This window comes from Sphaerochaeta sp. S2, from assembly GCF_016406725.1.
Lineage (GTDB): Bacteria > Spirochaetota > Spirochaetia > Sphaerochaetales > Sphaerochaetaceae > Sphaerochaeta.
In genome coordinates this window covers 1-14,678 of the sequence record NZ_JAEKNT010000307.1, presented here as the reverse complement: position 1 = coordinate 14,678, position 14,678 = coordinate 1, and the positions used below count along the sequence as shown (strand labels likewise).

General features: G+C 47.4%; 15 protein-coding genes. 4 read left to right on the top strand and 11 right to left on the bottom strand.

The window, feature by feature from the left end; genetic code table 11:
* Positions 1 to 75: 75 nt before the first annotated feature.
* The 4 genes from JF818_RS09120 to JF818_RS09105 form a co-directional block, all read right to left on the bottom strand.
* Positions 76 to 2,520, bottom strand: a complete 2,445-nt coding sequence (locus tag JF818_RS09120) for an EAL domain-containing protein (protein WP_198891705.1) — start codon at positions 2,518 to 2,520, stop codon at positions 76 to 78.
* A 111-nt stretch (positions 2,521 to 2,631) separates the two neighbouring features.
* Complete coding sequence (locus JF818_RS09115) at positions 2,632 to 3,984, bottom strand: dicarboxylate/amino acid:cation symporter (RefSeq protein ID WP_198891704.1); 1,353 nt, start codon at positions 3,982 to 3,984, stop codon at positions 2,632 to 2,634.
* A gap of 131 nt (positions 3,985 to 4,115) precedes the next feature.
* A complete protein-coding gene (locus JF818_RS09110; protein ID WP_198891703.1) occupies positions 4,116 to 4,661 on the bottom strand; it encodes a D-lyxose/D-mannose family sugar isomerase in 546 nt (181 codons plus the stop codon).
* A 24-nt stretch (positions 4,662 to 4,685) separates the two neighbouring features.
* On the bottom strand, positions 4,686 to 6,029 hold the full coding sequence (locus JF818_RS09105; protein ID WP_198891702.1) for an alpha-galactosidase: 1,344 nt from the start codon (positions 6,027 to 6,029) through the stop codon (positions 4,686 to 4,688).
* 121 nt (positions 6,030 to 6,150) lie between these two features.
* On the opposite strand from JF818_RS09105, the gene JF818_RS16545 reads away from it, so the two are divergent.
* Complete coding sequence (locus JF818_RS16545) at positions 6,151 to 6,273, top strand: hypothetical protein (protein ID WP_255528443.1); 123 nt, start codon at positions 6,151 to 6,153, stop codon at positions 6,271 to 6,273.
* A 105-nt stretch (positions 6,274 to 6,378) separates the two neighbouring features.
* The gene (locus JF818_RS09100) at positions 6,379 to 6,750 is read left to right on the top strand and encodes an iron chaperone (RefSeq protein ID WP_198891701.1); all 372 of its coding nucleotides are present in this window, start codon (positions 6,379 to 6,381) and stop codon (positions 6,748 to 6,750) included.
* Here JF818_RS09100 and JF818_RS09095 read toward each other — a convergent pair.
* The 6 genes from JF818_RS09095 to JF818_RS09070 form a co-directional block, all read right to left on the bottom strand.
* Complete coding sequence (locus JF818_RS09095; protein ID WP_198891700.1) at positions 6,731 to 7,927, bottom strand: YibE/F family protein; 1,197 nt, start codon at positions 7,925 to 7,927, stop codon at positions 6,731 to 6,733. The genes JF818_RS09100 and JF818_RS09095 overlap by 20 nt on opposite strands.
* A gap of 65 nt (positions 7,928 to 7,992) precedes the next feature.
* Positions 7,993 to 9,483, bottom strand: coding sequence for an alkaline phosphatase (locus JF818_RS09090; protein WP_198891699.1), 1,491 nt, complete (start codon positions 9,481 to 9,483; stop codon positions 7,993 to 7,995).
* A 154-nt stretch (positions 9,484 to 9,637) separates the two neighbouring features.
* The gene (gene mazF / locus JF818_RS09085; protein ID WP_198891698.1) at positions 9,638 to 9,982 is read right to left on the bottom strand and encodes an endoribonuclease MazF; all 345 of its coding nucleotides are present in this window, start codon (positions 9,980 to 9,982) and stop codon (positions 9,638 to 9,640) included.
* Positions 9,976 to 10,272 (bottom strand): AbrB/MazE/SpoVT family DNA-binding domain-containing protein, encoded by a 297-nt coding sequence (locus tag JF818_RS09080; RefSeq protein WP_198891697.1) that lies wholly within the window; start codon positions 10,270 to 10,272, stop codon positions 9,976 to 9,978. Before JF818_RS09080 ends, mazF begins: the two co-directional genes overlap by 7 nt.
* Before the next feature lie 160 nt (positions 10,273 to 10,432).
* Entirely contained in the window at positions 10,433 to 10,894 is a 462-nt protein-coding gene (locus JF818_RS09075) for a putative immunity protein (protein WP_198891696.1), read from the bottom strand.
* On the bottom strand, positions 10,884 to 11,255 hold the full coding sequence (locus tag JF818_RS09070; protein ID WP_198891695.1) for a DUF5655 domain-containing protein: 372 nt from the start codon (positions 11,253 to 11,255) through the stop codon (positions 10,884 to 10,886). Before JF818_RS09070 ends, JF818_RS09075 begins: the two co-directional genes overlap by 11 nt.
* Before the next feature lie 91 nt (positions 11,256 to 11,346).
* Here JF818_RS09070 and JF818_RS09065 point away from each other — a divergent pair, with 91 nt between their 5' ends.
* A complete protein-coding gene (locus tag JF818_RS09065) occupies positions 11,347 to 12,327 on the top strand; it encodes a DUF523 and DUF1722 domain-containing protein (protein WP_198891694.1) in 981 nt (326 codons plus the stop codon).
* Positions 12,328 to 12,363: 36 nt separating this feature from the next.
* Here the strand turns inward: JF818_RS09065 and JF818_RS09060 are convergent, their stop codons facing one another.
* Positions 12,364 to 13,872 carry a catalase gene (locus tag JF818_RS09060; protein ID WP_198891693.1) on the bottom strand — a complete coding sequence of 503 codons (1,509 nt, stop codon included), beginning with the start codon at positions 13,870 to 13,872 and terminating at the stop codon, positions 12,364 to 12,366.
* 201 nt (positions 13,873 to 14,073) lie between these two features.
* Between JF818_RS09060 and JF818_RS09055 the strand changes: the two genes are divergently transcribed.
* On the top strand, positions 14,074 to 14,678 hold a 605-nt coding region (locus JF818_RS09055), incomplete at its 3' end, for an ADP-ribosylglycohydrolase family protein (protein ID WP_198891692.1).

Sequence of the window (14,678 nt, the reverse complement as noted above, 5' to 3'; positions counted from 1 at the left end):
CAAGGAGATGCTTAAGCTTATTACCCGCCCTCATCGTTGGGTAGAGGACGCTGAGTTCGGTGTACGAGAAGACTACTAAGTATGATTCACTTGCCTGAGTAGTGCCAACGCATCAGGAATGTCCAGGGGTTTACTGAATAGGAACCCCTGGATTTTATCGCATCGATACTTCTGCAAGTACTTATGCTGATTCTCATGCTCAACACCCTCGGCAATAACTGTATGCCCCAGCTTATGGGCCAATGAAATGATTTCTGCAGTAATTGCTTCCTTCTCTTGCAGTACCTCAAGCTTGTCTATAAACGCTTTATCTATCTTCAGGCAATTCACATTCAGCTCCCGCTCTCGGGACAACGTTGAATAGCCAGTGCCAAAATCATCGATTGCGATTGACATCCCCAGCTGCTGTAGGAGCAAGAACAAGTCATTCACTTCCTGGAACTTGGAAATAAACACTGACTCAGTCACTTCCAAAGTAATATTTGCAGTATCTACTCTATGATGTTCAACTGCCTCCATCAGGGAAGGCAAAAAGTCCTTATTCATCAACTGAATCGCAGAAATATTGATTGAAACCCCAACACCTGAAAAACCCTCTTTCTCTATCAGAGACAGGAATTTCAATGCCTTATCTATGATGATCTTGCCAAGCGGAACAATAAGTTTCGATTTTTCAGCAACCTCAATGAACTCAGTAGGAGAGACGCTACCCAAACTGGGACACTTCATCCTGGAGAGAGCCTCAAAGCCAGAAATTGTCTGAGTCTTCACATCCCAAATCGGCTGGAACTGAAGGGAGAGGGAGGAAGAGACTGGATTCTTGATCAGCTCAGCGAGTTCTCTCTCGATGGTTGTACGCCTTCTCATTGCCTGCTGCATCGCCTCATCAAAAACACAAACCTCATGACCCGTATCAAAATCAGACAACGCTTGCTCGGAGGCAACCAGGAGGTTGGTCAGGATCTCCTCTACAGGAGCCTCAGAAAGCTCTATCAACCCAATACCCCAACCTACCCGTTCCTCTCTCAGCAAGGAAGCAACCTTCTTGGAGACCATCATGCCAAAAGAAAGCAACGCAGCAAAATCAACAGGGGCTTTGATGAAGAATATCATCTGATACTCATAGGAACTGAACAACACATGCTCTGAATCACTGAGTGCCTGGAGTTTCATTGCTACTTGCTTCACCAGATTCCTGCTATAGAGAAACCCATGGGCTACACTCAATGCATGAACCGCAGTCAAGTTGACTGCAAGTAATGCATTTCCTCGCTTCTTCTGTTCTTCCTCCAAAAAAGAAACCAAGAACCTTCTATTGGGAAGATCAGTCCACTCATCATGGTTATGGTAATAATTGAGGACCAACTCATGTCTTTTTCTCTCCGAGATATCAAACAGCATTCCCTCGATTGCAACAATATTCCCCTGGTCATCCAGAATCCCTCGCCCGGTGTCAAATACCCATCTCTTATCCCCATCCTTGGTAATAATCTCATACTCTTGAATAAAGTGAGTCTCTCCATTAATAATCGATTCCCATTCCTCTCTTACGTTATCACGATGGATAGGAGCAATCATTTCATTGAAGGAAATAACCCTGTTGTCAACAAGCTCTTCAGGCAAGTACCCTGTAAGCCACTCGCAACCTGATGAGACAAACTGCATGGTCCATTGGTCGTCAAATGAACACCGGTAGGCCATTCCCGGCAACTGGGAGAAGTAGGAGTGGATGACACGCTCTCTCTCCCGCAGTGAAGCCTCGAGCTCTTTCTGTTCAGTAATATCCTTGATAATCCCAAGATAGTCTTCAACTTCAGGTTGGTTTGCGTATAACCTCGATACAATCATGTTCACCCAAACCAGAGACCCATCAGGTTTGATGAACCGTTTCTCAATCTCATATCCGGAGATCTCATGGTTGGAAAATTGTGCATACTTGACCAGCTCCTTCTCCAAATCCTCAGGATGGGTAAGTAGTTTCCAGTCGATGGTCATGAGCTCTTCTTTGGTACGTCCCATGATATCCAAAAGAATTGCATTGGCCTTGACCATTTCCATATGAGCTACATCAGGACCGCTATATACGGCTATGCCTATAGGAGCCTGCCAGAGCAAACTGTCAAACAAGACATTCCCCTCTTCCCCCATGAGGCTATCAGCAAGCAGTCCTACCCGGATCCTCAACAACTCAGGAGAGTATGGCCTCTGTAGACAGTCCGAAGCACCCAAGGCAAGGGCTTTACGTTCTTCCATCGTATTGTCGCTGGTGAGAACGATACTATGTATTGGATAATGAGAAAGTGTTTGCAATAGAGAAACACTGGAAGCGAAATCAAGAAGAGCAATTCGAATTGAGGGGTGTTCTTTGACACATGCAACAGCTTCTGCCTCAGTAGAGACAAACCAAAGTTCAGCTGAGTTAAGACTCTTTTCAATTGTTGTAGTTTCTTCCCCAGAAACACCAACAACCAACACACCAACCTGCACCATTACGCTCCTGCATACAACATACATAGCCATGTACTATTACGTACTATTCAACTATTTTGCAGTTAGTATACAGGAGCAATAATACTCACACAATGTGAAAAACAAAACAAATTTCGACTATTCCGATATTCTTATCCCGGGTTATGTAGCCGTTGCTGTTGCAACCTTGCTAAGATCCTGGGTATTGAACGCATCGCGATCGAATTCACCAAGGGCGTTTGCAACAACGACGGAGGTTGTCAGGTCCCCGGTAACATTGGTCATGGTCCTGAACATATCCACCAGAAAATCGACACCAGCGACCAGGCCAACCGCCTCAACCGGAAGTCCCACAGTGGTGAGGGTGATAATGGTAAATGCTGTAGCTCCCATTGGAACAGCAGCACTACCCAAGCTTGCAAATATGGAGACCACCACGATCAGAACATATTGGGAGAGAGCAAGTTCAATACCAAAGGCATTTGCAGCAAACACTGCTACCATGGCAGGGAAAATACCTCCACAGGCATCCATGTTCATCACAGCCCCAAGCGGTCCCACAAAGTTTGCCACCCTGGAATTCACTTTCAGCCTATCGGTCATGGTATTGATCGTCATCGTCAAGGAACCCAAACTTGAACGGCTGGAGAATGCAAGCAACATTGCAGGGCTCGCTGCCTTGAAAAACCTGAATGGGTTGATCTTGGCCGAGAACGCAAGCAAACCGCCATATACCAGCCCAATTTGCAGCAAGCAGGCAATTACTACTGCCAGTACAAACAACCCAAGCTGAGCCAACGCTGCCAGTCCTGTATTCGAAAGCCAGTAAGAGGTGAGTGCAAGAACGCCATACGGGGTCAAGCGAAGTACAATCTTCGTCAGCTCGATCACGACCTGGAGAAAACTCTCCAACAACTGCTCAAACGGCTTGATCGCATCGCTCTTCTTTGTCTTTACGGTAATTGCGGCAACACCAAGGAAGACGGAGAACACAACCAGAGGAATCATCTGCATTTCAGCAGCAGAGCGCACGGGATTGGATGGAATGAAAGCCCTGAACTGAGCAAAGATATTTCCCAAGGTATTGGGAGTACGCTCTGCGAGTTCTCCTACCACCATCCCTTGGCCAACTGCAAACAGACTACCCACTAAAAGTCCGATGATGCCGGCAAGTGTCGCTGTAAATAAGAAGAGGGAGATGGTTCTCACTCCCATTCTTCTAAGCTCATGAGTGTTGCCGAGTCTCAGCAACCCAGCGATGATACTCGTCGGGACCAAGGGAATGATGAGCATGCGAAGCAGATCAACATACCCATTACCGACAAGAGCGACCCATCGGCGAACCTGGGAGGAGACCGACTCCTCACCAAAGAAAAACAGGGAAAGCCCAAAGAGCGCTCCAAGCAACAAGGACACTGATACCCTGATAGAGAATGAGAGATGCCACACCCTCTTCAGCATTACCAATGCTGCAAGCAGTACCACAAATAGTATCAACCAAAGAACCAGTCCCATAAGAGCCCCCTTTTACCAATTAACTATTAAATCTATAGATTTAGTATGATATATAAACACCCTTTAACTGTCAAGCACCCCATACATACTAAGACTTCTATTAATGAGTATGTAATGAAGTACTGGTTACGTCAATCTTGGTTTGACCCAACTTGAGGAGTTCTTTCGATTCTTGGATCAGTGAAGATATCTTTCTCATCATAACTGGGGGTAGAAAACTCAGAAACCACTGCACCTTCACTCCCTGCCGCGAACCAATGCTTGGTATTGGGGCTCAGGGTATATTGCTCACCTGGGCGTAGTACGATCTCATGGAAGACAGTATAGACCCCTGCTTTATCTATGGCTTTTATGTTCTCGGTGGGATTCCCATCTACATAGAGATAGACCTCTCCCCATCGGCAGCGGAAAGTCTCTTCCTTGCCAATGTACGACCCAAATGCCGGATGACGATGCTCTGGGCACCTCTGGTGGGGAAAAAGTACCAATTCCTTTGCACATACGCGCTCGGTATTGAGGTAGGTGATCAACTCAAGACCGGTATGCTCCAGGTCGTTGAGGCCGAAATCTGCGACCTCAACATTCTCTTTCTCTTCATCGGTGAGGACGATCCCAGCCTTCTCAAAGAACATAAGCGTCCGCTTCACTGCCTCTTCATATATCTCTCTGCTGATCATTCGTCCCCTCCTTGTTTTCTATTTTTAGTATTTGAGATCAGATGCCTCAAGCATCTTGTCGAACAGCTCCCTGGCCTTATCCCTGCTCAGGTTCATCAGTGGATCACTGAGGAATGCAGAGAAGAGCAACTCATCATCCTTGTTCCAGATTGCCTCAAGGGTCATCTCCTGTACATCACTGACCTGCTTGACCAGGTTCTGGATAGCAAGCGGGGGATCACTGGCGACAATCGGGCGAATGGAATCTTCACCCAATACACCATTGCTCTCAACAATCCTGCCCTTGGGAAGGTAACTGATCTGCCCTTCATTGGGACGATTGATGTTGGTGACCATGGTCTTATCACCCATCAGGCAACGCATGATATCCACGCCTTCCTCGTCTGTGAGCTCTGCCTTCAGGTCCTCATCCTTGAATACGCGTTCCCGCTTCTCTTTCGCTGTGCGCTCTCTCCAGGAATACGGAGTCCTGATCACCCCATAGGTATGCAGGTTCTCATCACTGGTAAGGAACCAGGGAACGAACTCGGCAAGATGGCGATCCCCGGCGGCACCAAGGGAGCCGAAATCGCGTAGGAAGCTGAGTGCAATCTTCTGGTCGCAGTCAAACCACTTCTCTTCCTCCAATCGCTTCTTGGCAACAGCAGTTCCATCGCTGAAGGTAGCACTATCCTGAACAAGCTCAAGGAGACGGGGCATCAGGTCATGGGTCTTCCAAAAAGCCTTGGTCACAAAGGTGAAGTGATTCACCCCGGTAAGATCAATCTTGATCTCCCTTCTATCGGGAACCGGTACATCAAACCACTCTGCCACCTTCTCAGCAAGGAAGTTCTGGGTATGGAATACCTCGTGGCAACAGCCAAGTGCCTTGATCTCGGGGAATGCCTTATAGAGCGCTGCAGTGCAGAGCGTCATTGGATTGGTGTAGTTGATAACCCAGGCATCAGGACAGTATTGCTTGACTTGCTCGGCGATCTCAAAGAACAGGGGAACCGCGCGTCGAGCACGCATAATCCCACCAGGACCTGTGGTATCCCCTACAGACTGGAGAATCCCGTACTCCTCAGGAAGGACAAGGTCGCCATAGCGGCACTCGGTCTTTCCTGGTTCTATGGAGATGATTACCAGATCACAACCGGTAAGCGCTTTTCCAATCTCGTCCTCTGCGATGACGCGGAAACGCCCCTCACTATTGTTAACTTTGAACACCTTCTCTGCAACAGCAACGTTGTTGTGCGCAGCTTCCTTATCGATATCGTACAGTACCAAGGTACCGTGGGTCATGGTATTGTACGCAAGATCCTTCATGAATTGGATGGCCCAGAGGCGACCACCGCCTCCTATAATACAGATACGAGTCTCTTTCATTCGATTCCTCCTCTCAGTACTCCTATTCTCCCTATCATAGTAGCAGATAAACAGCCCATGTACCTTGACATTGGGTATCTTTTTTTGACATTTCTCCCCAAATGGTGTACTACCTTAGAGAATGTATATTTTGGTACAGTACAGTTACAAGCAGCTTCTCGACTACCAGTGGAAGTTGTTTACAGAGGAAGAGCGTAAGCTGGTCTTCCACGATACAGCTGAAAGGATCTATTTCTCCAAGTAGCAAAACAACCAACCTTCCATTTCTTGCTTCCATATGCCTTTACGAATCCCTAAACCCGTAGGTATACTTATTACCTACTATTTTACTAGGTATAAGGGGATAACCATGCATATATTTCAATCATATCTTGAGGATATCGCTGATGAGAAGCACCGAAAGAAGATGGATACGTTGCTTACTTGGGTACATGAGACATTTCCAACACTCGGAATGAGAATTGCCTGGAACCAACCGATATTCACTGACCATGAGACCTTTATCATCGGCTTCAGCAAGGCAAAAGCACACATCAGTGTTGCACCTGAAAGCAAAACGATCGAGAAATTCAGAGATGATCTTTCAAAGGCAAAATTGTCAGCCACCAAAGAGTTGTTCAGAATCACTTGGGAGCAGGAAATTCCCTTCTCCATTCTTGAAAGGATCATCCTCTTCAATATCGAGGACAAGAAGGAGTGTTCTACATTCTGGAGGCACTAGTTCGAGTAGTTTGCTTATCTTTATACGATTGTTGAGATAGCTGCATTGCTTTCTGCTCTCTTGTATAGAGATACCCACATGTCACTGAGGTAATGGGAGCAACCAATACCAGTGCGATACAGCCCACCATGGTATGGAGGATTTCTGCTGCAACGCTTGGAGAATTGAGAATACTCATAACAGGGGTGCCCTGCGCCATGTACACCATCATGATGGTAAGATAACTCCCAATATACGCGAGCAGGAGGGTAGTAGTCTGGCTCCCTACCACGGATCTTCCAATATTCAATCCGCTCTGTATAAGCGCCGTGCGAGTAATGGATGGGTGGTGTCTCTGCACCTCCTCCAGTGCGGAGCTGATATCGATCGCCAAATCCAGCAATGCCCCTAAACAAGAGAGATAAATTGCCGCTTGAAATACTTTTGTCAGCTGCATGCTCTCGTACCCTGCAAACAACAACGACTCCGACCAGGGCATAACAGCCCCATGCAATTTCAAATACCATGTCCCCCACATTGAGAACAGTACAGTGATGACAGAGCAAATAATGGTTCCTATGATTGCTGCATAGGCTTTCTTTGTCAGTCCGGCTACCAGCAGCAAACAAGCGACGGCGAGAAAGGAGCCAACGAGCAGGGAAACCAACATGGGCTTATAGCCCTTGAGTGTAAGAGGGATAAGTACTTTCCAAATGAGCAAAAAGGCCAAGGCAAATGAGATGATCGTCCTAACTCCCGTCTTCCCTGAGAAGAGAATAAGTGTGAAGGCAAAAAGTCCAAGAAGCAGCAGCTCTTTCGAGAAACGGTAATGACTGACCATGTTGGTGAATACGATCTCCCCTTCCTTGTCCTGCTCTACCAATACCCAGGCAATATCCCCTTCTTCATATACAGTATCAAATTCGAGTTTTCCATTGAGCAGGTTTATAGCTTCAGTCTGCTTGCCTGCATGAGGTCCTGAGAGAATCTCTATTGTGCAGATTTGTTCTCCCATACGAACTACCCCAGTCTGGTACATATTGGAATTATCCAAGGATGCAACCTTTGCCTTGCTTCCTACCGCGTTGAAATATATCTCCTTCTCAAAACCGGTTGGGATCATTATCAGGAGAAGTACCACACCTAGCAGGACAGCCAACAATGACCACTCTCGATAGCTACGTTCCGCTTTCTTCATACCACTATTCCTTTTCAGACAGCTTCCCCCTCATGGAGAGGGGGAAGGTTTGATCTGATTGTCTGTTATACAACTTCTACAAGTGATTTCAATTTGGCGAATATATCAGTGTTATCATAGGAACCAGCAAACATTTCTGCCCCAACCCCGTAGGCGAATACTCCTACAGGGGTTCCTGTATGGGAGTAACTCGTCCAACCTATACCTGCCTTGTTGTTCAGGATATGTGTCAGGGTGATGGAGAATGGATTGTAGCTTCCATAGAGTTGATAACTCAATTGGTCATTTGCACGACTGCCCTTTGGCAGCATTGCCTGGCGGAATGCCTCCTCCAGCCTGGAATACTCAAGGCTGCTCAATGCCAGCACCTCCGATGAGGCTTTGCTTCCAGGAGGGACCAAGCCAAAGTACTCTTCCACCAATACCAACGCTTCTTGGAAACTCAAATCTGAATTGTTTGCAATGGCCTCCTGCATAATCCCATCGAATGCTACGTAGGAGACACTCTGGTTCTCGAGAATGTTGAATGCAGTGTTATACCCAGTCGAAGCATATCCGATGGTCATACCACCGGTTTCATGGTCCCCGGTTACTACAATCAACGTCTCATCAGGATGAGCTTCAGCGAATGCAACTGCTTCCTGAATTGCCTCATCGAAGGCAAGCAAATCCCTGATTTCCGATGCAGCATCATTGGCATGACAGGCCCAGTCGATCTTTCCAGACTCTACCATCATGAAGAAGCCCTTCTCATTATCAAGCACATCAATTCCCTTCTTGACGAACTGAGCCAGCGTTACATCGTCTGCATCCATGTCGATTGCATAGGGCATCGCCCCACCATCCTGCAGTCGTGGACTTTGTGCATAGACCTTTCCGCTCTTGCTTGAAAGCGAGAGTATTTCGCTCTTGTCATCCGTAACCAGATATCCTTGCTCTTCCAACAAGGTATAGATACTCTGCTTTCCACCATCCTCTGCCTTGTTGACCGAACCACCGGCAAAGTAGTCAAAACCACTGTTTGCCATCTGCACACCAATGTCATAGTAGTTGTTCCGAGAAGGTACATGGGCATAATAGGCTGCAGGAGTAGCATGGTTGATGGTTACCGTCGAGACGATTCCCACTTTCCAGTCCTTCTGCTCCTTGAGCCGTTCAGCAATGTTCTTTCCCACATACTGTTTGTCTATTCCCAATCCGAGAACACCACTGTGGGTTTTATACCCTGAGGACAAGCTGGTTGCTGTGGACGCTGAATCAGGGCAGAAGGAGGTTGCATCATAGGTTGTCTGTAACCCAGAGACCGGGAACTCTGTGAATGTGAGTTTCTCCAAGGAGACAGAACCCTTGGTGTTGTTTCCTTTCAATACCTGGGCAGCATTGATCTGTACGTGACTCATACCGTCACCGATGAACATAAAGACATACTTGGGTGCTTTTGCAGTCTGTTGCTCTGCCACTTCCCAAGTAGGTGTACTCTCTCCTGCAGGCTGTGCTGCAAGACCCAAAGTTACTGCTGCCAACAGCAATAATACCAGAATCAGTCTTTTCTTCATGACTTCCCCCATAAGGAATATTGAGATGGCTCAACTATGGGGAATGCTTGTAAGCAAACAATGCAGAAACCATGAAAAAGACTTAAGAAAAGTATTACTACCAAGACAAAGGAGGCGATGTGCTCAACAAGCATGGACTAAGAAATAGAAATACTCATTTCCCGATCAAGAGCATCAACAAATCCTTGACACCATCGACCACAGCAGAACCGGCGGTTTCCTTGAAAGAAGCATTTCTTGCCTTCCAATCGAGGCTTCGTATCTGGTCAGCAAGGACAACACCTGAGGTGAAGCCGCCACTGCTGGATAGAGAAATCTCGAATGGATACCCTTTTTGCTTACTTGTGATTGGACAAATTAACGCTAACCCTATCCTGTTGTATTTCTTGGGGCTTATCACCAATCCAGGTCTTCTTCCCTCTTGCTCATGACCGGGCGGAGGAGTGAAATCCAACCACACAATATCGCCCTCCTCAGGGATATAGACATTACTTACCATGCTTCACCCCCTACCTCTTCACCAAAAAGTTCAGTACCATGCATATTTTCTGGACTTATTCTTTCCAGCAGGAGATCTAATGTTTCTTCACGTGTTGGTCTTCTGGGATACATCATTATTCCGTCCCCAACCCTCTCGAGTTCCACCTCAGTGCCACTATCCAGATGTAATTCCTGCAACAAGGGTTTCGGAAGGCGAATACCTGAACTGTTTCCCCATTTCTGGATGGTTGTCTTCATATACTTCTCCATGTAAAAAATGTCCCATTGATATTGCTGATTCAATGCCAAGTCCTCCTGTACAAGTATATACTCATGTATATACATCGTCAATGTAATTGGAACATAAAGAAATAGTTCAGCAATACGGACTCAGTATATACACCAGTGCTCTGTAAGGTTGGTTGCATGGCATTTCACTTCAGTGGAGGTATCAAGAAAGGGTAAGCGTTTATAGGATTTTCTTTAGCTCCTGCTGTACACGAGGAAGGAGATGAGGACTGAGGTCAACCAACCTTTTAAGTTGCCAGGAAAGCTCCTTCTCTACATCCCTATTAAGCAGAACAAGCATCTTCCTTCCATACCACACTGGGCCAAGAGAGTGGTCTGCCATATGGGCGGTAGCGACTACCTGGCCGACTGCCCGGCAGTAGAACTGAGAAGGCTTGTCTTCAACAGTACGAGCAAAAGCATGTACTGTTCTGCTGGCATTCATCGCCTCCCCAGTCATTGCTTTCCCCTCACTCCACCTATGGCCTATTTCCAATGCAGAGGTAATCACTTCTTCCTCAGGTAATACATAGTACTCCCCAAGATGCTCCGTGCAGAGAAGTGCCCACTTCATGAGGGAGCGATGATCCTCTGGGGACAGCAAGCCTCCCCTATGCTCAGCTACAAACAGCCTATTTCTCATTTGACTTGCCTCCTGTGTATGCGGTAGCGAGCACTGACAGAACACTGTTTGTAAAAGAGGTCTTCTCCCATATTTCCAGGTGATGCATAAACCAGTGTTCTTGTATCTTGGTCACCTCTTTCCAGGGTACTGTCTCATCATGATAAGGAAGAGGAATACTAAGCACCAAGGGTGCCACTGATCTGCCTTTGAGATAGCGACCAGGAATCCAGAAATAAGCGAAGGTCGATTGTCCAATGAGAGAAATCTGGCTCTTACTGATCTTCAGCCGTATAGCCCCCAAGTATGAGATCTTATACATAATCTCCTCGAAGAGGTTCTTGGCTTGAGGATATCCGCTAAAGAAATCATCTGCTTCCATGGTCCCAGCATACACCTTCAGGGGGACACTTGTCGCTTTTTGTTTCCCGTCCTTGGAGCCAATGCTACAATGAAAACAAGAGAGGCCAACAATGGAACACACCCCAATTATCCTGACTGAGAAGATTCCCATCGGAATAAGCTTGTGTGCGATGGGAGGTCCTGTACGCTATAACGGCAAGGGAATCGATGTACTCACTCCCCTTGGGAGAGAAAAGAACGACTTCGTATTCACTCCCGTCTGTCCTGAGTGCCAGGCAGGCCTTGGTATTACCCGTGACCCTGTGCACCTCTCTGGGGGAACAGGGGAGCAGGTCTGGAAAGGAGAAGCTGAGGTGAAGAACCGCTCCGGGAAGCTGGTTACTGCTGAGATGAAGCAGGGCTCCTTGGAGTCTCTTGAGGTCTTGAGGCGTAGTGGTGCCACTGCATACATATACATGGATGGAAGCCCTTCCTGTGGAGTCTATCGCACTACCCTGAAGAATACCCGGCGTGGCAATCCCCCTGGTGTCTTTGGCTCTCTTTTGCTGGATGAAGGCTTTTTTCTTATCCCTTCCAGTGACCTCCAAAGCCCACTTAAGTGGTGGGACTGGAGAAGAAGACTCCTCGCATTCCACTGGTTCAGCACCTATGAGCTCTCGTCAATGCAAGAACTCTATGAGGTGTGGTACCGTCTCAAGTTCATCTGCCAGGAGTTGGACAACACTTGGGCTCGGGAGATGGGAAGAACGCTCGCAGGACTGAAAAAGTCTGACTTTGCTGCATTTGAACCACGGTTCAGAAAGGAAGTTCTCGACCTCTTGAGGAAACCTTCAACGACGGCGAAGATGACCAACAGCCTCTGGAAGCATTACTCTCACTACAGAAAGAGTCGAGGAAAAACGGTCCAGGAGATAAACAGCCCAACCTTTAGGAGAAACGTCACTACCATCGCCAAGGAGCTGGTGAAGATGGAACGCACTGCTGTGGAGGACTCCTTCCTCTTTGGAGCCAGTCCGGTAATCTACCGGGATATGCACCGGCTGAAGGCTTTGGAAGAGAAACGTGCTAGCGAGGAAGAAACACAAGAGTAAAGATTGGGGCTGGAATCTCTCCAGCCCCGTCTACCATTACGCTCTTGCCCCGTAGGGATCATCCATATCAATTTCCTTGATGGAGATACCCAAGGCCTTGGCAACACCCTCCCCATAGGCAGGGTCTGCAAGATAACAGTGCCTGATATGCCGCTTTTTGACCAGGATGGTTGTCCCTTGCATGTTCCGGGCTGTATTCTCAAACAACCGTTGCTTTTCATCATCCTTCATGATGGAGAACAACTTTCCAACTTGCTCATAGTAGTTATCATCATCTTCCCTGAAGTCATAATGATCGACAGGACCTTCTCCATCGTAAGGAGGTTCAGTAAGCTTGTTCTGGTCTTTCCACATCCCGTAGGAGTTGGGGTTGTAGTGAACACTTCCTCCAAAGTTGCCATCACTTCTCATGAATCCATCACGGTGGAAGTGGTTGGTCTCCACCTTGCTCCTGTTTACCGGAATTTGATAGTAGTTCACCCCAAGGCGATACCGCTGGGCATCCCCGTAGCTGAACAGTCTACCCTGCAGCATTCTGTCTGGGGAGTAACCAATACCAGGAACCTTGTTTGCAGGGTTGAATGCAGCCTGCTCAACATCCTGGAAGTAGTTATCCGGATTTCGATTCAGCTCAACCACTCCCACCTCATGCAAAGGATACTCATCATGGAACCAGACCTTGGTAAGATCAAAGGGATTATCTGGATGCTTCCTTGCCTGCTCCTCAGTCATGATCTGTACATACATCGTCCATTTAGGGAAGTCTCCCTTCTCGATTGACTCAAACAAGTCTTTCTGGTGACTCTCTCGGTCGTTTGCCACAATTTCTGCAGCTTCTTGGTCAGTGAGATTCTCAATTCCTTGCTGAGTCTTCAGCGTGAACTTGACCCACACTCTCTCATTCTCTGCATTGATGAATGAGTAGGTATGAGAACCATATCCGTTCATATGGCGGTAGCTCTTCGGGATTCCCCTATCTCCCATCGTAATCGTTACCTGATGAAGAGCCTCGGGAAGTGAAGCCCAGAAATCCCAGTTGTTCTGTGCTGAGCGCATATTGGTTCTTGGGTCACGCTTTACCGCATGATTGAGATCGGGGAACAACATGGGGTCACGGAAGAAGAACACCGGTGTGTTGTTGCCAACCAAATCCCAGTTTCCCTCATCAGTGTAGAACTTCATGGCAAATCCACGGATGTCACGTTCCGCATCTGCAGCGCCTCGTTCTCCTGCAACAGTGGAGAAGCGGATGAACATGTCGGTTTTCTTCCCAACCTCTGAGAAAATGCTTGCCTTGGTCCATTTGGTAATATCCTTGGTGACAGTGAACGTACCAAAGGCACCACTTCCTTTTGCATGCATTCGGCGCTCTGGGATAACTTCCCTGTCAAAATGGGCCATTTTCTCCAGATACCAAGTATCTTGCAGTGTAACCGGGCCACGCTTTCCCGCAGTTTGGATATTCTCATTCTGTGCTATCGGCCTGCCATTGATCGAAGTCAAAGGTTTTTTGGGAGTATTATCCCTTCCATCTCGGTCTGCCATTGTTGGCCTCCTTTAAAAAGTCTACTCACCATCAGTATAGGGGCTGGGTAATTTACATGCAAGAAAGAAAATACATGCTCGATTTGTCCTATAATTGCGCAATTCTGTAGAATGAATACCATGATAAACAAATGCAATAAGCGATAATTCTCTACATTTTTTATTGCCTCATGTGGTACAATCATGGTAAGGAGCAATGCAGTGACGATACGATATGAACGAGCATTGGGATCCCTGCTTGGAAGCTTTATAGGGGATGCCCTGGGCGCACAGACAGAGTTCAAGCGTGAAAAAACAGTTCGCCAATCCTTTCCTGATGGTATCAGGGATATGGGTGTGAGTTCCCGATATGTTGGTCTTGCAGGACAGATTACCGACGATAGTGAAATGGCAATCATGATGATCCAGAGCATCCTGGAACACGGTCGTTACCAGAAGGAAGCAGTGAGAAAAGCATACATCCGCTGGCGTGATGCAGGCCCCTTGGATATCGGGGTAACCATCTATGGCGCTTTGGATGGTTCTTTCAATCCTCAGAGTCAGGCAAATGGAGCCCTGATGCGTATCACGCCCATAGGGATCCTGGGAAGCAATTATTCAACATCAGCCCTCATGCATATTGCAGATGAGGACTGCTCCATAACCCACACCCATACAGTCTGTAGGGATTGTAATCGCATCTATGCATTCGCTCTCTCGCTAGCCATCAGCAAGGGGTGGGATGCCCAGGAAATTTATGCATATCTCTTGAAGTCAGCCCCTTCAATGACAAAGGAACCATCGGTACTGGAAGCACTCTCTAAGGC